General features: G+C 52.6%; 17 protein-coding genes. 8 read left to right on the top strand and 9 right to left on the bottom strand.

What is annotated here, in order from left to right; genetic code table 11:
• Positions 1-28: 28 nt before the first annotated feature.
• Positions 29-1,417 (bottom strand): sensor histidine kinase, encoded by a 1,389-nt coding sequence (locus tag AC0LWE_RS03535; RefSeq protein WP_219346643.1) that lies wholly within the window; start codon positions 1,415-1,417, stop codon positions 29-31.
• A complete protein-coding gene (locus AC0LWE_RS03540; RefSeq protein WP_202693520.1) occupies positions 1,417-2,094 on the bottom strand; it encodes a response regulator in 678 nt (225 codons plus the stop codon). Before AC0LWE_RS03540 ends, AC0LWE_RS03535 begins: the two co-directional genes overlap by 1 nt.
• 205 nt (positions 2,095-2,299) lie before the next feature.
• Between AC0LWE_RS03540 and AC0LWE_RS03545 the strand changes: the two genes are divergently transcribed.
• On the top strand, positions 2,300-3,136 hold the full coding sequence (locus AC0LWE_RS03545) for a MipA/OmpV family protein (protein WP_202666856.1): 837 nt from the start codon (positions 2,300-2,302) through the stop codon (positions 3,134-3,136).
• Between the two features lie 421 nt (positions 3,137-3,557).
• Here AC0LWE_RS03545 and AC0LWE_RS03550 read toward each other — a convergent pair whose 3' ends face one another.
• Complete coding sequence (locus AC0LWE_RS03550; protein ID WP_216981451.1) at positions 3,558-4,451, bottom strand: aldo/keto reductase family oxidoreductase; 894 nt, start codon at positions 4,449-4,451, stop codon at positions 3,558-3,560.
• Between the two features lie 172 nt (positions 4,452-4,623).
• Here AC0LWE_RS03550 and tcp point away from each other — a divergent pair, with 172 nt between their 5' ends.
• Complete coding sequence (gene tcp / locus AC0LWE_RS03555) at positions 4,624-6,282, top strand: methyl-accepting chemotaxis citrate transducer (RefSeq protein WP_474264821.1); 1,659 nt, start codon at positions 4,624-4,626, stop codon at positions 6,280-6,282.
• Between the two features lie 68 nt (positions 6,283-6,350).
• Here tcp and smrA read toward each other — a convergent pair whose 3' ends face one another.
• Together smrA and AC0LWE_RS03565 are read right to left on the bottom strand one after the other, a co-directional pair.
• Positions 6,351-6,914, bottom strand: a complete 564-nt coding sequence (smrA, locus tag AC0LWE_RS03560; protein ID WP_202693524.1) for a DNA endonuclease SmrA — start codon at positions 6,912-6,914, stop codon at positions 6,351-6,353.
• 356 nt (positions 6,915-7,270) lie between these two features.
• Entirely contained in the window at positions 7,271-8,191 is a 921-nt protein-coding gene (locus AC0LWE_RS03565; protein WP_131487477.1) for a LysR family transcriptional regulator, read from the bottom strand.
• A gap of 175 nt (positions 8,192-8,366) precedes the next feature.
• On the opposite strand from AC0LWE_RS03565, the gene AC0LWE_RS03570 reads away from it, so the two are divergent.
• From AC0LWE_RS03570 to fnr, 5 genes are all read left to right on the top strand, one after another.
• The gene (locus AC0LWE_RS03570) at positions 8,367-9,677 is read left to right on the top strand and encodes a M20 family metallo-hydrolase (protein WP_219346644.1); all 1,311 of its coding nucleotides are present in this window, start codon (positions 8,367-8,369) and stop codon (positions 9,675-9,677) included.
• Positions 9,677-11,122, top strand: coding sequence for a M20 family metallopeptidase (locus AC0LWE_RS03575; RefSeq protein WP_219346645.1), 1,446 nt, complete (start codon positions 9,677-9,679; stop codon positions 11,120-11,122). Before AC0LWE_RS03570 ends, AC0LWE_RS03575 begins: the two co-directional genes overlap by 1 nt.
• Before the next feature lie 44 nt (positions 11,123-11,166).
• Complete coding sequence (abgT, locus tag AC0LWE_RS03580; RefSeq protein WP_202693527.1) at positions 11,167-12,693, top strand: p-aminobenzoyl-glutamate transporter; 1,527 nt, start codon at positions 11,167-11,169, stop codon at positions 12,691-12,693.
• Positions 12,694-12,703: 10 nt separating this feature from the next.
• Positions 12,704-13,216, top strand: a complete 513-nt coding sequence (gene ogt / locus AC0LWE_RS03585) for a methylated-DNA--[protein]-cysteine S-methyltransferase (RefSeq protein WP_059178061.1) — start codon at positions 12,704-12,706, stop codon at positions 13,214-13,216.
• Between the two features lie 183 nt (positions 13,217-13,399).
• Positions 13,400-14,152: a fumarate/nitrate reduction transcriptional regulator Fnr gene (fnr, locus tag AC0LWE_RS03590; protein WP_012017246.1), complete on the top strand. Its 753-nt coding sequence runs from the start codon at positions 13,400-13,402 to the stop codon at positions 14,150-14,152.
• Positions 14,153-14,287: 135 nt separating this feature from the next.
• On the opposite strand, the gene AC0LWE_RS03595 is transcribed toward fnr, so the two are convergent.
• Both AC0LWE_RS03595 and AC0LWE_RS03600 read right to left on the bottom strand, forming a co-directional pair.
• Positions 14,288-14,590, bottom strand: coding sequence for a hypothetical protein (locus AC0LWE_RS03595; RefSeq protein WP_202693529.1), 303 nt, complete (start codon positions 14,588-14,590; stop codon positions 14,288-14,290).
• Positions 14,591-14,803: 213 nt separating this feature from the next.
• On the bottom strand, positions 14,804-15,001 hold the full coding sequence (locus tag AC0LWE_RS03600) for a hypothetical protein (protein WP_059178063.1): 198 nt from the start codon (positions 14,999-15,001) through the stop codon (positions 14,804-14,806).
• Positions 15,002-15,313: 312 nt separating this feature from the next.
• On the opposite strand from AC0LWE_RS03600, the gene uspE reads away from it, so the two are divergent.
• Complete coding sequence (gene uspE, locus AC0LWE_RS03605) at positions 15,314-16,264, top strand: universal stress protein UspE (RefSeq protein ID WP_059178064.1); 951 nt, start codon at positions 15,314-15,316, stop codon at positions 16,262-16,264.
• A gap of 62 nt (positions 16,265-16,326) precedes the next feature.
• Here uspE and pntB read toward each other — a convergent pair whose 3' ends face one another.
• A complete protein-coding gene (pntB, locus tag AC0LWE_RS03610) occupies positions 16,327-17,715 on the bottom strand; it encodes a Re/Si-specific NAD(P)(+) transhydrogenase subunit beta (RefSeq protein ID WP_059178065.1) in 1,389 nt (462 codons plus the stop codon).
• 10 nt (positions 17,716-17,725) lie between these two features.
• The gene (gene pntA, locus AC0LWE_RS03615; protein ID WP_219346646.1) at positions 17,726-19,255 is read right to left on the bottom strand and encodes a Re/Si-specific NAD(P)(+) transhydrogenase subunit alpha; all 1,530 of its coding nucleotides are present in this window, start codon (positions 19,253-19,255) and stop codon (positions 17,726-17,728) included.
• Between the last annotated feature and the right edge of the window lie 424 nt (positions 19,256-19,679).

The following is a 19,679-nucleotide window of genomic DNA, read 5'->3' on the forward strand; positions in this document are numbered from 1 at the left end:
GATGGGTATGGATGACAGTCGTGTTGTTTTAGTTGGACCTATGTGTCGGGAAATCAACAGTTACCATTAAACCACCGTCTTCAGACGTGCTCAGGCTTACGCTGCTGTTGTGTTGCTGCGCAACCGCTTTGACTATGGCCAGCCCCAGCCCACTTCCGGTTTGTATCTGATTGGGATCACGAAAAAATCTATCGAACACACGTTCCCTCAACTCAGGCAGAATGCCGGGCCCTGCATCTGAGACACGAAGCTGCGTGAATTTCTTGAGCGATCGAACAACGACCTCAACCCGCCCGCCCTCAGGGCTATACTTCACGGCATTTTCAATTACGTTATCAATGAGTGACATCAGGCGCTCCCTGACCCCGGTAATCCATATTTCATTATCAGAGTAAAACTCCAGTTCAATTCTGCGCTCACTCGCCAGCGGAGCTAACTCCGCCATTCGCTCCTGGATGAGCGTCGTCAGAGGCACAGGCTCCATGACAGTGTCAGTGCGCGCCTCGCTGTGCATTAGCAGCAGTAACTGATTGACGAGGCGAGCTGCGCGGCTGTTGCTACGAATGATCCCTGCCAGCAACTCCTGTTGGCTCTCGCTGCTTATATAGGACTGCAACGCCTCCACATTGATGCGCATTGCGGCCAGTGGAGTGCGCAGCTCGTGAGCGGCATCGGCAATGAAAATCCTTTCCCTTTCAGTGCTTTCTCGCAACCTCGTAAGGAATACGTTAATCGCGTCCACCATTTGGTGAAGCTCCCTATGTTTTAGCACTAATTTTAAGGGAGACCGATCTTCTGGCGTGCGTGAGGCAATCTCATTTACCACTTTATTCCAGGGCCGCATTGCAATGCGGATTGACAGCCACGCGGGAATCAAAAGAAAAGGAATACATACCAGTAACGGCAATATGTAGTAGCCACGCGAGTTCAGGTAGATAAAGAAGTTCCAGCCTGCGGCAGGGGTAATCAATGTTACCTCCACGTCGGAGTTCCCTGATTTTAGAGTACGGCTAGTCCAGGAGCGACCTCCGCTTTCGATAGTCTGGAGGTTCCCGTATCGTGCGTTTGTCACCCCAGTCGGCGCGCCATCAGATGAATAAATTATTTCTTTATTTTTCCGAACGATTAGGCTGATTGACAGCGCGGGATCCTCACCTCCGCCATAACCTTCCCGCAACGCCTGGCTGAATGCTTCAAGCACCTCCGTTCGTGCCTGCGGACGATCGTCCAAACGATCAACCAATTTTTGAATGGTTTCGTAAGTTTTACTGCCCGTTAGCATAGAAGGACTTCGCAAATCCTCCCACAAAATGTAGGTCAGAAAAAAACACCAAAGCAGCGTAAGCAAGAGCATTTGGGCGATGATAATTCGCCGTACGAGCGAAGGGGTTCTCAGGTGGAACCAAAAATTTCGCATTAACCCGTTCCCTTCTGAATGGGGACGGTATCGATCACATACCCGACGCCCCTCACCGTTCGCACATAGCCGTCACCAATTTTGCGACGCAAATTACCCATATGCACATCCAGAGAATTGCTCATATTCTCTTTTGCCCCAAATATCCTTTCTTCCAGAAAACGTCGGGTAATCACGCGATCGGTACGCAACAGTAAAGTCTCAAGCAGCGCGTATTCACTCGCCGTCAACTCAACATTCCGCGCGCTCACTGTTACGCGACGAGTCGGAACGTGGAGAGATAATCCGCGAATTTCTATCATCTCATTTTCGAAACCGTAACTGCGCCGCGCAAGGGCTCTCACTCTGGCCAACAACTCGGCTAGCACAAAAGGCTTGACGAGATAGTCATCAGCGCCGGCATCGAGCCCGCAAAGGCGATCCTGCAGAGTGCCGCGTGCGGTCAGAATGATGACGGGGATCCCCTTCAGCTGTTGGCGCAGGTATGCCATCACGCTCATGCCATCGCCGTCAGGCAGTCCCAGGTCGAGCAACACCAGTTCTGGCACGCAAGCATCAAGTTGATGCAGCGCATCCTCTTTGCGGCGAACCCATATGACGTCTAATCCTTGATCTGCAAGGGCAATACGTACGCCGTTGCCAAGATCCAGGTCGTCTTCGATTAGGAGAATTTTCACGATAGTTACGGTATCAACAGTGAATGAAGAAAGTCTGAAGAAAAAAACGGTATCAGGAAATCTATCAGGTTTGCATCCCCGGTATGTACTTCAGTATTTCTTCATTTTGGGCTCATGAGAACTTTAGGGTGTGTATTCAAACTGAGCGTTCTGGCGTTTTAAACCGCTTGTATCGTAATCAGTTGAATCCCTAAGGACTTCTTTAATGAGACACTTCGAACTGCGTCATCAGTTCCTCCCTTCACTTTCGGGACGCACCCTGAAACAAATATTGCCGGGCGCGCTGCTGGCATTACTGGTTTCCCCAATACTTGCCGCAGAACCCCAGCAAGTTACAGGCTTATCGTTGGGAGGAGGCGTAAATGTTACGCCACGCTATTCTGGTTCGGATGAAAACCGTGTCATGACGGCGCTTGTGCTTGATTACTCGATGCGTAATGGGTTCTTCGTGAGTACCACGCAGGGTATCGGTTACGGCAATAGCATCGGTGACCTGAATTACAGTACTGCGCTGAGCTATCGCGCAGGCCGTAAGGATCACGATGTTGACAGCGATTCATTGAACGACGGCAGTGACGATCTGCGCGGTATGGGCAATATCAAAGGGTCGGCTCTCGGTATAGTGGGTCTGGAGTATAAGGTGACCGACTGGCTCCATTTGCAATTACAGGCTGAGGTGCCGTTTACTGAGAGAGACAATGGCGCAGCCCTGCATTTCGGCATTATTAGCCCACTTTATAGCGCATCGAAAGATACCTTAACAATGACGCTGACAAGCAGTTGGGGGACGAGTGACTATATGCAGACTTACTACGGAGTAAATTCATCACAGTCTGCCGCATCGGGGTTTGCTCCCTATGATGTCGGAGCGGGGATTTATGCCTGGTCAATGAATTTGGGCTGGACGCACAAATTCAACCAGGACTGGAGCGTGGTTGCCGCAACCGGTTTTACGCAGTTGGTGGGGGATGCAGGCAACAGCCCGATTGTTCAACGAAAAGCATCCCCCACAGGGAGCTTGAACGTGATATACAGTTTCTGATTGTTGTTGACGTTTGCTTCCCGACAGATTGTAGCAATGAGTAGCAGTGCATACACATTCGATCCGCCCCGATTCGTATTATGGGGCGGTATTCGACTTGCAGAATAACTCAGCGCCTCTGCCCCCTATCAGAGTTCTCATAACAATCAGGCCCCCTGAGGAATTTATTCTTTGATCGGAAGTATTGGTCAGCGCGCTTGAGGTCTTTGACCGACTCCGGCGTTTCAGGTAATTAACCCGTCTCGCTAATGGCAAGCAAAATTGAAAACGCCGCAACGTCGCGCAAAATTTTGCCCCACCAGGTCTGAGGGCGCGTATGGCCTGAGCCTGAGTCATGCAGAAGATTTTAAGTTCCAGCATGTTCTTTGCCTTACAGGCCATCTCTTTCCCCTCGCACGCTCCTTGTTTTGCATTTAATCGCTTAATGCTGTGCCGTATTACTCTCTTCAGAAGACGCCAGAGCATTGAGCGTCTCCATCACCTCATCGGACAGCACAAGCTCTGCGGCGGCAAGATTTTCATGCAGATGTACAACCGACGAGGTGCCGGGAATCAGCAGAATATTAGGCGAGCGTTTCAACAGCCATGCCAGAGCTACCTGCATCGGCGTTGCCTTAACTTCATCCGCTACGGCCTGGAGCCCGGACGACTGCAAGGGCGTAAACCCGCCGAGCGGGAAAAACGGCACATACGCAATGCCCTGCTCCGCCAGAGAATCGATCAGCGCATCGTCACCACGGTTAACAATGTTGTAAAGGTTTTGCACGCAAACTATCGAGGCGATGCTCTGCGCTTCGGCGACTTGCGCGGCGGTTACATTGCTCAAACCAATATGTCGCACCAGTCCCTGACGCTGCAATTCGACAAGCGTGGTTAACGGCTCTGCAATGGAACCCTCAGCGGGTCCGTGAGCGCTAAACATAATGCGTAAATTCACGACATCCAGCGCATCCAGTTGCAGATTTCGTAAATTATCATGCACCGCCTGCGTCAGTTCCTGCGCAGAAAATGCAGGGAGCCACGACGCATCATCTCCACGTCGTGCACCGATTTTGGTCACAATCGTCAGGTCGTCCAGATACGGATGCAACGCCTCACGTATCAGTTGGTTGGTGACGTGTGGGCCATAGAAATCACTGGTATCAATATGATTAACCCCAGCCGCCACCGCCTCTCGCAACACATCCAGCGCCGCGTCACGGTTTTTAGGTGGACCAAACACGCCTGGCCCGGCGAGCTGCATCGCACCATAACCCACTCTTTTCACGCTACGTGTGCCTAAGGTAAACGTGCCGCTTTTTTCGATATTGATCATATTTTGATTCCTGTTCGGCGAACTGAAAGAAAATTTAATTTGATGAATAGTATTCACGGGAACAATAAGTTACGCGAGGCAAAAATTAGTTTAGCAACTGTTAAGTTAAAGTTTAGGGATACTACGTCGATAGTAATGATGCAACTTCTGCACAACAATCGGGCGTCTTTTTATGCTGAAAAATCTGCACGTAATTACTGGGATCATTTTTGCACTTATGCTGTTCTGCCTGCTGCAGGTCGTCACGGGGGGCTTGTTCTACTCCGCAGTCAGCAACGATCGTCAAAACTTCCAAAATTCAGGAAATCTCAATGCGCAACAGGAAAGCCTGAGCGACAGCGTGAATACGCTGGTTAAGACGCGCGTTACCGTCACTCGCGTTGCGATCCGTTACCTTAAAAATCAGCGCGACCCCGCTTCTCTGGCGGCGATCAACAAGCTGCTCGGTAACGCCAGCACGTCGCTTGGCAAAGCTGAGTCCTATTACAGCGCATGGCATGAGATGCCACCGGTGAACGGGCAGAGCCAGGAATTAAACGCCGAGATGCAGAAAGCATACACCCAGATGCACGAAGTCATGCGACTGTCGATCGAATATCTGAGCGCTGATAACTATCAGGCGTACGGCGATTTAGATGCACAAGAGGCCCAGGACAACATGGAAGCCGTCTACACGCGCTGGCGTGCAGAAAATAATACCTTGCTCAAAGCTGCAGCTCTGGAAAACCAGAACAGCTTTACCAGCATGCAGTGGACGCTCGGCACCATTTTCCTGGTGGTCATCGGCGTACTGATTGTGTTCTGGATGGGTTTACAGCATCTCCTGCTGAAGCCACTGCGTAGCGTGATGAACCATATTCGCACGATCGCCAGCGGCGATCTGACCCACACCATTTCTATCGACAGTCGTAATGAAATGGGTCAACTGGCTGCGGGTCTGCATGAGATGCAGCAATCGCTGGTGACAACCGTCAGCGCGGTACGTGGTAGCACCGACTCGATCTACACCGGCGCGGGCGAAATCGCGACGGGCAGTAACGATTTGTCCGCGCGTACTGAGCAGCAGGCCTCTTCTCTGGAAGAGACAGCCGCAAGCATGGAAGAGTTGACCGCCACAGTTAAACAGAACTCCGACAACGCTCGTCAGGCCACCTTGCTGGCAAAAAATGCCTCCGAAACCGCCGATCGGGGTGGACGGGTGGTCGATAACGTCATTCATACCATGACCGAAATTGCCGACAGTTCGCAGCAAATTGCCCACATCACCAGCGTTATCGACAGCATCGCTTTCCAGACCAATATTCTGGCGCTAAACGCCGCAGTGGAAGCAGCGCGCGCAGGTGAACAAGGCCGTGGATTTGCCGTCGTTGCCGGTGAAGTCCGCACGCTGGCAAGCCGCAGTGCCCAGGCCGCGAAAGAGATCAAAGCGTTGATTGAAAACTCCGTCAGCCGCGTGAATACCGGCTCCGGACAGGTCAGCGAAGCAGGCAAAACCATGAAAGAGATTGTTGCAGCCGTGACGCGCGTGACCGATATCATGGGCGAAATCGCGTCGGCATCCGATGAACAGAGCCGCGGTATTGAGCAGGTCAGTCTGGCCGTTTCGCAGATGGACAGCGTGACGCAGCAGAACGCCGCGCTGGTACAGGAATCCGCCACGGCGGCGGCGGCGCTGGAAGATCAGGCCGAGCAGTTGCGCCAGGCGGTTGCTGCATTCCGTTTGAATGCACAAACGCAAAACAGTGCGCCGCGACCGACGAATCTCAAAACACCGCAGGTATTGCGCCCGGCTGCGGCGTCGGCCTCAGACGGAAACTGGGAAACATTCTGACAGTTGTCTTTTTACATGCGGGCGAATTATCGCCCGCAGTGTTGTCCTGGACCGAAAGCAAAACCTGTTTAACGACTCCGTTTTGCGTGTCGCTCCCAGTTTTCCCGTTTGGCTGCTTCCGATTTTTGCAGCGCAACATAGCACGCGCCATCACCGCCATGATGTGGCAGCGCGACGCAGAAGGCCTGCACTTCATCAAGCTCCGGTAACCAGCGAGCCAGATAACTGCGCACAATATTCGGGTGCGACTTATCTTCCCGCCCTTTGCCGTGAATGATGATGAGATTGCGCAAACCATCGTGATGCGCCTGTTTAATAAAGCTAAACAGCATCTGGCGACACTGTTCAATTGGCTGACGCAGTACATTCAGACTGGCCTGGCGGGGATATTTGCCGTGACGTAATTTTTCAATCACGCCCTGCTGCACACCGTCGCGTTGGAACGCCAACGGTTCAGTGAGGGGCAACACGTCAAGAAACCCCAGCGTCAAAATGTTATCAAGCTGAGTGGTGTCGACAATCTGGCGTACGCGCGCGTTACGATTCGGCTGCCAGTTAACATCCGCGGCACGTTTCAGGGGCTGGACATCTTCCATGGCGTCAAGAAAAAGTGATTTGTCGTCAGGCTTCATGGAAATTCTCCGGCTACATCTGAAGGGGTATTATATCCGCGCCGGACGGGGGCCTCAATGCTCAAAGCCAGTCAGATGAGCAGGCGTCGCGACACAATCAAAAGTAATAACCTTATGAAAAGAATTAACGCGGCTAATATGAATGATTAAATCAACCTTAACCACAATTTCACTGTTAATTAAATTAATAACTTAAGTTAAAAATATGTGAATTTGAGTTGCCATCACTTTATTTTTAAGTGAAACCTGTTATAACTAAATAAACCTGCAGAATGGAATAATGAAGCGGGGTTTGCAATAGGATGAACTGCTGTGTGTACTGTAGGGTCTGTCCGATGTCGGCAGACTCTATTTTTTTAATGTTCGTTGCTGCTTAATATGCCGCGGGCATGTCTTCTGAATTGCGTTATTAACGACGAGGTCAACGGCGTTTGTCGAGAATCACGTCTTTGTATTAAATAATAGGCGGCTTTAGGCAATGGTTCTTCGATCGGCAACATCACCAGACGGTGCGCCAGGAGCGGATCGCAGCCCAATTCTTGCGGTAAAATACTTAAGAAATCACTCTGCGCAACAAGGCTGATACAGGATGAGAATGTTTCGCATACGACGTCAATACGCGGTATTTGTGAGCGATATTTAAACACGTCTTCCAGCTGCTTATAATAACTCCCACGAGGCGTCGGCATGGTCCAGTTATAATGCAGAAGCTGACTGATGGATTTAGCCCCTACCGCCGGATGCCCTTCCCGACAAAATATCGCAAAAGGTTTTTCGAAGAGCTTTTCAAAGGTAAATTCGTGGTCGAAGGGACCCTGGTAATAGGTATTTATCGTAAAATCAAGTTCGCCCTGACGTAATTCATTAATCATCGATACCAGTTGCCCCTCCATAATTCGCACTTTCACCAGCGGGTGCTGCTCATGAAAGCGTGTAATCACCGCCGGCATTAACGTACGGGCGATACTGGCCCCCATGCCAATATTAATTTGACCGCCCTGCAGCCCTTGACGCTGGCGGATATCGTCCTGCGCCGCGCGCAGTTCTTCAAGGATCAGATTAGCATGTTGATAAAAGCTCTCGCCGCACTCGGTGAGCGCAACGCCTTTGCTGCGCCGCACAAACAGTTGCGCCGCCATGCCCTCCTCCAGCTCTTTTATCGACTTCGTCAGCGCAGGCTGCGAGAGATTCATTACCCGACTGGCCCCGCGAATACTCCCCTGACGCGCGACTTCGACAAACGCCCGAATTTGGTGAAATTTTATCTGAAATGTCATAACCCAACCGATAACCGTTGTTTATCAGAGTAAAGAAACTGTCATCTACTTTAATGGAAATGGATGTGCGAGGGTAATTCCTGAACGGTTAAAACGGTGAAAAACAGGTTAGTGATAAGTAAAAACTATCACAGCGTGAAGCAGTTCACACATTTTAATAATGACAGGAAGAGATATGGATTCAGTGACACACACCCTTCAAACATTAGCGCCGCAACTGGCCGCCTGGCGCCGTGATTTTCATCAGTATGCCGAATCCGGCTGGGTGGAATTTCGCACGGCGGCAAAGGTGGCAGAAATTCTTGATGCGCTCGGTTTTGAGCTGGCGATGGGCCGCGACGTCGTCGATGCCGAGAGCCGGATGGGGCTTCCCGACGAACAAACGCTGGCGCGGGAATTTGCGCGCGCGCGTCAGCAAGGGGCGCCGGAAAAATGGCTAAGCGCGTTTGAAGGCGGCTTTACGGGAATCATCGCCACGCTCAATACCGGACGGCCAGGGCCAACACTTGCGTTTCGCGTAGATATGGACGCCCTGGATCTCAGTGAAGCCCTCGATGAGAGCCATCGTCCTTTCCGCGACGGTTTTGCCTCGTGTAACCCAGGTATGATGCACGCCTGCGGGCATGACGGTCATACCACTATTGGTCTCGGGCTGGCGCACATTCTCAAACAGAATGCATCACAGCTCAACGGCACGATTAAACTCATCTTTCAGCCCGCCGAAGAAGGCACGCGCGGCGCTCGCGCCATGGTGGCGGCAGGTGCGCTGGAGGGCATTGACTACTTCACCGCGATCCATATCGGTACAGGCGTTCAGACCGGTACGGTCATTTGCGGCAGTGATAACTTTATGGCCACGACCAAGTTTGACGTGCGTTTTACCGGCGTGGCCGCCCACGCAGGCGGTAAACCAGAAGACGGACGTAACGCCCTGCTGGCCGCGGCGCAAGCCTGTCTTGCTCTGCACAGTATCGCGCCCCACAGCGAAGGCGCTTCCCGCGTGAACGTCGGCGTGATGCAGGCCGGGAGTGGACGTAACGTCGTGCCCGCCAGCGCGCTGTTAAAAGTCGAAACGCGCGGCGAAAGCGAAGCGATAAATCAGTACGTATTTGAACGCGCGCAATCCGTCATTGAAGGTGCTGCGGCACTGTATGGTGTCAACGCTGACCTACGACTGATGGGTGCTGCGACCTCCAGCGCACCGTCACCCGCGTGGGTCAACTACCTGCGCGAGCAGGCAAGCCAGGTTCCAGGCATTGAACACGCAATTGATAAAGTCAAAGCGCCGGCGGGCTCCGAAGACGCAACGCTGATGATGGCCCGCGTTCAACAAAACGGCGGGCTTGCGTCCTATATGGTATTCGGCACCGATTTGAGCGCCGGACATCACAACGAAAAATTCGATTTTGACGAGAAAATAATGAGCGTGGCGATTGAAACCCTGGCGCGTACGGCACTCAATTTTCCGTGGGCGAGAGGTGTGTAATGCAGGACATCTACCGTTTTATTGAGGACGCGATCGAAACACGATCCCAGACGTATGCCGATATTGCCGATGAAATCTGGGATCATCCTGAAACGCGTTTTGAAGAGTTTTGGTCTTCCGCGCGTCTGGCTCGCGAACTGGAAGCCGAAGGATTTACACTCACACGGGAAGCAGGCGGCATTCCGAATGCATTTATCGCAAGCTTTGGCAGCGGTAAACCCGTCGTCGCGCTGTTGGGCGAATTCGATGCGCTGGCAGGGTTGAGTCAGAAAGCGCATTGCGCCACGCAGCAATCGGAAAGCCCCGGCGCCAATGGCCACGGCTGCGGGCATAATCTCCTCGGCACCGCCGCGCTGGCAGGTGCCGTCGCGGTCAAAGGCTGGCTGGAGCAAAACGGCGGGAGCGGAACCGTGCGTTTTTACGGCTGCCCCGGCGAAGAAGGCGGTTCCGGTAAAACCTTTATGGTGCGCGAGGGATTGTTCGACGACGTTGACGCCGCTGTGACCTGGCATCCGGAAGCGTTTGCCGGGATGTTTAACGTCAGTACGCTCGCGAATATTCAGGCCGCATGGCGCTTTCGCGGCACCGCAGCGCATGCCGCCAATTCACCTCATCTGGGACGTAGTGCACTCGACGCGGTGACGCTGATGACCACCGGCACCAATTTTCTCAATGAGCACATTATTGAAAAAGCACGCGTGCATTACGCCATCACCGACACGGGCGGTATTTCACCTAACGTGGTGCAGGCGCAGGCTGAGGTGTTGTATTTGATTCGCGCCCCGGAAATGGCGGATGCGCAGCAGATTTACGATCGTATCGAAAAGATCGCCCAGGGCGCGGCGCTGATGACGGAAACGACGGTTGAACGTCGGTTTGACAAAGCCTGTTCAAGCTACCTGCCGAACCGCACGCTTGAAGCGGCGATGTACAGCGCGCTGAAGCATTTCGGGATACCTGCCTGGACGGAAGACGAGTACGATTTCGCCCGGGAAATCCGCGCCACGCTCACTGCCAACGACCTGCAAAATAGCCTGAAAAACATCGCCGCAACGGGCGCGGAAGAAGGAAAAACCTTTGCCCGTCACCATCAGGAAACGCTTCTGGTAAATGAAGTGGCACCTTACGCCATCACCGACAACGTGCTCGCAGGATCCACTGACGTGGGGGATGTGAGCTGGAAAATGCCGGTCGCGCAATGTTTTAGCCCGTGTTTTACCGTGGGTACACCGCTGCATACCTGGCAGCTCGTGGCACAAGGCCGAACCTCTATTGCACACAAAGGCATGCTGCTGGCTGGAAAAGTGATGGGTGCCACGGCAGCGAATGTGTTCCAGGATGCGTCGCTATTACAGGCTTGCCGGAACGAGTTTGAACAACAGATAACAGAACGACCGTACGCGTGTCCGATCCCACATAACGTGACACCGTCACCTTTAAAATAATAAAACACACAAACACAACAACACACTAGTCGCGAGGAACGCCCATGAGTATGTCGTCCATACCGTCGCATTCCCCATCCGGTAAGCTCTATGGCTGGGTCGAAAGGATCGGTAATAAAGTGCCACACCCTTTCCTGCTCTTTATCTATTTGATTGTGATTTTAATGATTGCCACCGCCGCGCTATCGGCTTTTGACGTCAGCGTGCGAAGTCCGGCGGACGGCAGCATGGTGGCGGTGAAAAACCTGTTAAGCATCGAAGGATTGCACTGGTTTTTACCGAACGTGATTAAAAACTTCAGCGGTTTTGCGCCGCTCGGCGCGATCCTGGCGCTGGTGTTAGGGGCCGGTCTTGCCGAACGCGTCGGATTGTTACCCGCGCTAATGGTCAAAATGGCATCGATCGTGAGCGCGCGTTATGCCAGCTATATGGTGCTGTTTATCGCTTTTTTCAGCCACATCTCTTCTGACGCAGCATTAGTCATTATGCCGCCAATGGGGGCGCTGATTTTCCTGGCCGTGGGTCGTCATCCGGTCGCCGGTTTGCTGGCCGCGATTGCAGGTGTAGGCTGCGGCTTTACCGCCAATCTGCTGATCGTAACGACCGATGTACTGCTCTCCGGCATCAGCACCGAAGCGGCAAAAACCATTGATGCGGCCATGCACGTAAGCGTGATCGACAACTGGTATTTTATGGCCAGCTCAGTGGTGGTCCTGACGATTGTCGGCGGTTTGATTACCGATAAGCTTATCGAGCCGCGCCTCGGGAAATGGGAAGGCAAGAGCGATGAGAAGCTGGACACAATCAGCCAGGAGCAAAAGTTTGGCCTGCGCGTCGCGGGCGTCGTCTCCCTGCTGTTTATCGCGGTCATCGCGCTGATGGTGGTACCGGAAAACGGGATTTTGCGCGATCCGGTAAAACACACTGTGCTGCCCTCGCCGTTTATCCAGGGCATCGTGCCGCTGATTATCCTGTTCTTCTTTATCGTCTCGCTGGCCTATGGAATGGCGACGGGAAAAATCCGCCGCCAGGCCGATCTGCCGCAATTGATGATCGAACCTATGAAGGAGATGGCCGGGTTTATCGTCATGGTGTTCCCGCTGGCGCAGTTTGTGGCGATGTTTAACTGGAGCAATATGGGCAAATTTATGGCCGTTGGCCTGACAGATGCCCTTGAAAGCGCCGGATTAAGCGGTATTCCAGCCTTTGTCGGCCTCGCACTGCTCTCATCACTGCTGTGTATGTTTATCGCCAGCGGCTCGGCCATCTGGTCGATTCTGGCACCGATTTTTGTGCCGATGTTTATGCTGCTGGGGTTCCATCCGGCGTTTGCGCAGATCTTATTCCGCGTCGCCGATTCGTCAGTTATCCCACTCGCCCCCGTTTCACCGTTCGTTCCCCTGTTTTTGGGCTTCCTCCAGCGCTATAAACCGGAGGCCAAACTGGGTACCTACTATTCGCTGGTCTTACCGTATCCGCTTATCTTTTTAGGGGTATGGCTGGTGATGTTAGTGGCGTGGTATCTTGTCGGACTGCCAATTGGACCGGGGATTTACCCACGGCTGAATTAAGGGAAAAAGGATGCTGAGATTACTCGAAGATAAGATTGCCACACCGCTGGGGCCCCTCTGGGTGATCGCCGACGAGCAATTCAACCTGCGTGCGGTAGAGTGGGAAGAATACAGCAATCGCATGGTTGAATTGCTGAACATTCATTACCGCACCGGTTATGAACGCATCGGTGCCACCAATCCGGGCGGTCTGAGCGAGAAGCTGGCAAACTACTTTGAAGGCGATCTCAGCATTATTGATACCCTGCCCACCGCAACAGCGGGCACGCCCTTCCAGCGCGAAGTGTGGCAGGCCTTACGCGCCATTCCCTGCGGGCAGGTGATGCATTACGGGCAGCTTGCCGAACAGCTTGGACGCGCCGGCGCGGCTCGCGCAGTCGGTGCGGCGAACGGCTCCAATCCGGTGAGTATTGTGGTGCCCTGCCATCGCGTGATTGGTCGCAACGGAACGATGACGGGTTACGCGGGCGGCGTACAGCGAAAAGAGTGGCTCCTGCGTCATGAAGGCTATTTGTTGCTGTAGAAACCAGGCTTTTAGTGCTTAATTTTCTGCCAGTTAACGCCAAATCCCACAGCCAAGCTGTGGAATTTCAAGAAGATGGCGACACATTGTCGCCTCTTGTCCTTATTGGTGGTTTACCAGGCTTACGTCTCTCCTAAAAAGATGTTAAAATTGACCAATATCAATTAAAGCTTGAGCAGACCTATGATCCCGGAAAAGCGAATTATACGACGCATTCAGTCTGGCGGTTGTGCTATCCATTGTCAGGATTGCAGCATTAGCCAGCTCTGTATCCCGTTTACCCTGAACGAGCATGAACTTGATCAGCTTGATAACATCATCGAGCGCAAGAAGCCTATTCAGAAAGGGCAGACGCTGTTCAAAGCGGGAGACGAACTGAAATCGCTCTATGCAATCCGTTCTGGCACCATCAAGAGTTACACCATCACCGAGCAAGGCGACGAGCAGATTACTGGCTTCCACCTTGCAGGCGATTTGGTCGGTTTTGACGCCATCGGGACAGCTCATCACCCGAGCTTTGCTCAGGCGCTTGAAACCTCAATGGTGTGCGAAATCCCATTCGAAACCCTGGACGATCTGTCAGGCAAAATGCCAAATCTGCGTCAGCAGATGATGCGTCTGATGAGCGGTGAGATCAAAGGCGATCAGGACATGATCCTGCTGCTTTCCAAAAAGAATGCTGAAGAGCGTCTGGCAGCCTTTATCTACAATCTGTCACGTCGTTTTGCTGAACGGGGCTTCTCTCCTCGCGAATTCCGTCTGACCATGACGCGCGGTGATATCGGTAATTACCTGGGTCTGACCGTTGAAACCATCAGCCGTCTGCTGGGTCGTTTCCAGAAAAGCGGCATGCTGGCGGTAAAAGGCAAATACATCACTATCGAGAATGGTGAAGCGCTGGCGGTGCTTGCGGGTCACTCACGCAACGTCGCGTAACACGCATTCCTCTTTGCCGGGTCAACGATTTATTGGCCCGGTTTTCAAACTCCCGCGTCTTTAGCTCGGTAAATACGAATCCTACGCTTAGGTCGGCTTGTGTGTGACGCCAGCCTGTTAATTATTTAAAAAGTATTATTTAAAAAGTAATGAGGAAAGACCTACAAACATAACGATGCCCATGATCACCTGAATCAAAGCAACAAAAAAAGCAAGCACACCAAGTACGGTGATTTTTCTACGAAGAATGAACGTTATACCGGACAGTACAGCGCTAAAGAGAATTGTTTTAACGATGTAACTCAGCGGCACCAGCATCGCATAACCAGTATGTATGCCCGCTAGCCCCATCAGACCAATGAATAGTCCACCGCAAAAACCCCATCCCCAAAACGTCATCGGCAAACTCAATTGCCCTGTCACTAATTTTTTTAACACCGTCGTTCTCCTTTTATTCTTTAATTATCCATGGCTGCCAGTGAACAATAAAGTTAGCATTATCAAATGTCGGCCGAATGCCTATGAATTACACCTGTCAAAATGATAGGGTCGTGCGCATGTCTGCCGTCGATGGCCAATATCAAATAAACCATTAACGTTTTAGAACTGACTGCGTGATATATGCCGTTGGCCTGGTCACCGTATCGATTTTCATACGCCTTTGCGCACAAGCGCTGCGGCCTGTTGAAAAACCTCGTCCTCCACACCATCACCCTTCTGCCTTCCGAGTCTGACCAGCTCACCGACAACGCTGTCCCGATTAATGGGTTTCTGCGCGGAGACCAGGCTAATCACTGCCGCGCCGATCGCCAGCCCCACTAATCCCGTCTGTTCATCTTTATTCTTCATCGCTTCGCTCCATTAAACCCTCAGAAAGAGTAGCACCGCCAGGCAAACACTCAAGATGTTCCCCTCGGCAGGGATAAAATGGGCTGGGATCACGTCGCCACGCTTCACCGCCAAATGCTGAAAGGTAGCGTCCCGTGATGGTCAAAAGGGCTGTGCCCCCTGAAAGGGGCGCTTAGCATCAGCAAACATAAGCGTTCATCAATAAATTCTCACGATTTATTGATCTGGCAAAAACTTCTCCCCTGTTTCATTCAACATATATAGGTTACTCTTTTAATTACAGACTGTGGTGACAGTAGTAAGGAGACCTGTATGGCAAAGTATCAAAACATGCTGGTGGCCATCGATCCTAATCAGGACGATCAACCCGCATTACGTCGAGCTGTCTATTTACATCAACGGATTGGTGGCAAAATCAAAGCGTTTTTGCCGATCTATGACTTCTCATACGAAATGACCACCCTTCTGTCGCCTGACGAACGCACGGCGATGCGTCAGGGAGTGATCAGCCAGCGTACCGCGTGGATCCGCGAGCAGGCAAAATATTACATCGATGCGGGTATCCCCATTGATATCAAAGTGGTGTGGCATAACCGTCCTTTTGAGGCCATCATCCAGGAGGTGGTTGCCGAGAAACACGACCTGCTACTCAAAATGGCCCATCAGCACGACAAACTGGAGTCGGTGATTTTCACCCCTACCGACTGGCACTTGCTGCGCAAATGTCCGTGCCCGGTGTGGATGGTCAAAGACCAGCCATGGCCAGAAGGCGGTAAAGCGCTGGTCGCCGTGAACCTCGCCAGTGAAGAGGATTATCATAATTCTCTGAATGAAAAACTGGTCAAAGAGACGATTCATCTCGCCGAGCAGGTCAATCATACCGAAGTGCATTTAATCGGGGCCTATCCGGTCACGCCGATTAATATCGCTATCGAACTGCCTGAATTTGATCCAAGCGTGTATAACGATGCGATTCGCGGTCAGCATCTGCTGGCGATGAAAGCCCTCCGCCAGAAATTTGGCATCGACGAGAAAATGACGCACGTCGAAAAAGGTCTGCCTGAAGAGGTGATTCCCGATCTATCGGAGCATTTGCAGGCCGGTATTGTGGTGCTGGGCACCGTCGGGCGAACCGGTATTTCCGCTGCCTTCCTGGGGAATACGGCTGAACAGGTCATTGACCATTTACGCTGCGACCTGCTGGTAATTAAACCGGATCAGTATCAAACGCCTGTTGAACTGGACGACGAAGACGACGATTAAAAACCGGCTTCAGCGCCATAAAAAAAGCCGCCCTCTCAGGCGGCTTTTTCATATATGACGTTTTAAAGCGCTTTCAGAATCGCATCCACGCTGGCTTTCGCATCGCCAAACAGCATGTGGGTGTTCTCTTTGAAGAACAGCGGGTTCTGTACGCCGGCATAGCCGGTGTTCATTGAACGTTTGAAGACGATAACGTTCTGCGCCTTCCACACTTCCAGAACAGGCATACCGGCAATTGGGCTCCCCGGATCGTCCTGCGCGGCAGGGTTAACCGTGTCGTTCGCGCCGATGACCAGAACCGTGTCGGTGTCAGTGAAATCATCGTTGATCTCATCCATCTCCAGCACGATATCGTATGGCACTTTCGCTTCTGCCAGCAGAACGTTCATATGACCCGGCAGACGGCCCGCAACAGGGTGAATACCAAAGCGTACCTTGATGCCGCGCGCACGCAGTCTCTCGGTAATTTCCGCCACCGGATACTGCGCCTGCGCTACCGCCATGCCATAGCCTGGGGTGATGATCACCGTATGCGAGTTTTTCAGCATATCAGCGGTATCTTCGGCCGTAATTTCACGGTGCTCACCGACTTCTTCATCGCCCGTGGACGTAGCACCATCGGTACCAAATCCACCTGCAATCACGCTGAAGAAGGAGCGGTTCATCGCCTTACACATAATGTAAGACAGGATCGCACCTGAAGAACCCACCAGCGCACCGGTGACGATCAGCAGGTCGTTGCTGAGCATAAAGCCCGCCGCCGCCGCCGCCCAGCCTGAATACGAGTTCAGCATCGACACCACCACCGGCATATCCGCACCGCCGATAGACGCCACCAGATGCCAGCCGAAGGCCAGCGCGATAATGGTCATCACCAGCAGCGCCAGCACCTGCATGCCCACGCTTTCGGTACGCACAAACACGACCAGCAGCAGGAAAGAGACCACCAGCGCCGCAAGGTTCATCTTGTGACGGTTTGGCAACATCAGCGGCTTCGAGGAGATCTTGCCGCGCAGTTTGCCAAACGCAACGATAGAACCGGTGAATGTCACCGCACCAATGAAGATACCAAGGAAGACTTCGGTCAGATGAATATTGACCAAAATCGGCTCCATACCCGGTTCGTGATACAGGTAGCTGTTAAAGCCAACCAGCACCGCCGCCAGACCCACAAAGCTGTGCAGAATCGCCACCAGCTCTGGCATTTCGGTCATTTCGACGCGTTTTGCCAGACGAATACCAATCGCGCCGCCGATGATCATCGCCACCAGAATCCACGCCACGTTGCCCGTATCCGGCCCGAAAATCGTTGCGATCAGCGCGATCGCCATCCCGGCGATACCAAAGTTGTTACCCCGTTGCGACGTTTCGTGTTTGGAAAGTCCCGCCAGACTGCAAATAAACAGGATCGCAGCAACAATGTATGCAGCTGTAACTAATCCTCCAGACATATGCTACCCCTTAGCCTTTACGAAACATTTTCAGCATGCGCTGAGTCACGGTGAAACCACCGAAAATATTGATACTGGCAATAAGCACCGCGATAAAGCTCAGGAAGCTGATCCAGCCGCCATGACCAATTTGCAGCAACGCCCCGACCACGATGATCCCGGAAATAGCGTTTGTCACCGACATCAGCGGCGTATGCAGTGCGTGAGAAACGTTCCACACCACGTAATAACCGACGACGCAGGAGAGCGCAAAGACGGTGAAGTGACCGAGGAACTCTTTCGGCGCGACGTCTGCCAGCCAACCGAACAGAATAATCACCAGCGCCATCAGCGCATATTTACGCCAAGGGGAAACCGGTTCAGCCGGTTCTTTCGGCGCAGGAGCCGCTTTTGGCGCGGCCTTAGGCTGGGCAGAAACCTGAATTGGCGGAGCGGGCCAGGTGACTTCACCATCGCGAACCACGGTCACACCGCGCACGACGACATCGTCAAAATCTACGGTTACGTTGCCGTCTTTTTCCTTGCACAGCAGCTTAAGCAAGTTGACGAGGTTTGTGCCGTACAGCTGGGAGGACTGCGTCGGCAGACGTCCCGGCAGGTCGGTATAACCAATGATCTTCACACCGTTCGCCGTGGTAAAGACTTCATTCGGAACGGTGTACTCGCAGTTACCGCCGTTTTGTGAAGCCAGATCGACAATCACGCTACCCGCTTTCATGGAATCAACCATCTCGCGCGTAATTAGTTTCGGTGCTGGTTTGCCTGGAATCAGCGCGGTGGTCACGATGATATCCACGTCTTTTGCCTGCGCGGCAAAGAGCGCCATCTCGGCCTTAATAAACGCCTCAGACATCACTTTTGCGTAGCCGTCGCCACTACCGGCTTCTTCTTCGAAATCCAGCTCAAGGAACTCGGCGCCCATACTCTGCACCTGTTCTTTCACTTCCGGACGGGTATCAAACGCGCGAACAATCGCGCCGAGGCTGTTCGCCGCGCCGATCGCTGCCAGACCCGCAACACCCGCGCCGATCACCATCACCTTCGCCGGGGGCACTTTACCTGCAGCAGTAATCTGCCCGGTAAAGAAACGTCCAAATTCATGCGCTGCTTCAACGATGGCACGATAGCCCGCAATGTTGGCCATTGAGCTCAACGCATCCAGCGACTGCGCGCGAGAAATACGTGGCACAGAATCCATTGCCATTACGGTGACACCGCGTGCAGCCAGCTTCTCAATCAGTTCTGGATTTTGAGCCGGCCAAATGAAGCTCACCAGCGTCGTGCCTGGATTCAGTAACGCAATTTCGGTCTCTTCTGGTGCGTTCACCTTCAGAATCACAGGTGATTGCCAAATCTCAGCGCCGTCGACGATTTCGGCGCCAGCCTGAATAAATGCCTCGTCATCGAAGCTCGCCAGTTTGCCCGCGCCGCTTTCGACCGCGACGGTAAAACCCAGTTTAAGCAGCTGCTCGACCGTTTTCGGCGTTGCGGCTACGCGGGTTTCATTGGCAAACCGTTCTTTTGGTACCCCAATACGCATAGTTTTCCCTTCCATCGGTTCTTGATGATGGTTTGTCGATAAATGACCGCGGTTCGCATTTGCCGTCGCCCGATCGCGACCCGACGAATGTATAACCACGGAAAATAAAACAGTAACAAACTTTCTATAACCTACTGAAAATAACGCTTGTGATCCACCGCAAGAAAACACTATTTCTGACTTTATCTGTGAAAAATAAGTGATCGCGGTCTCTGACCGACATATTTACCTTATTTTCAGCGCCAGGCCCGATAAATAGGTCAAGCGAAGCGGCAAAAACATGATATAGCGCCACATTAGAACAACCCATTAACATTAAATTAACTCGTGAAAGTCATATGCCTAATCAGTTTTACTGTTCAAACGCCTGTTTATTCAACATATCACTAAATGTTATCGAACTTAATCCTGACCTCAGCACAGG

The sequence above is a fragment of the Lelliottia sp. RD5 genome, assembly GCF_056032945.1.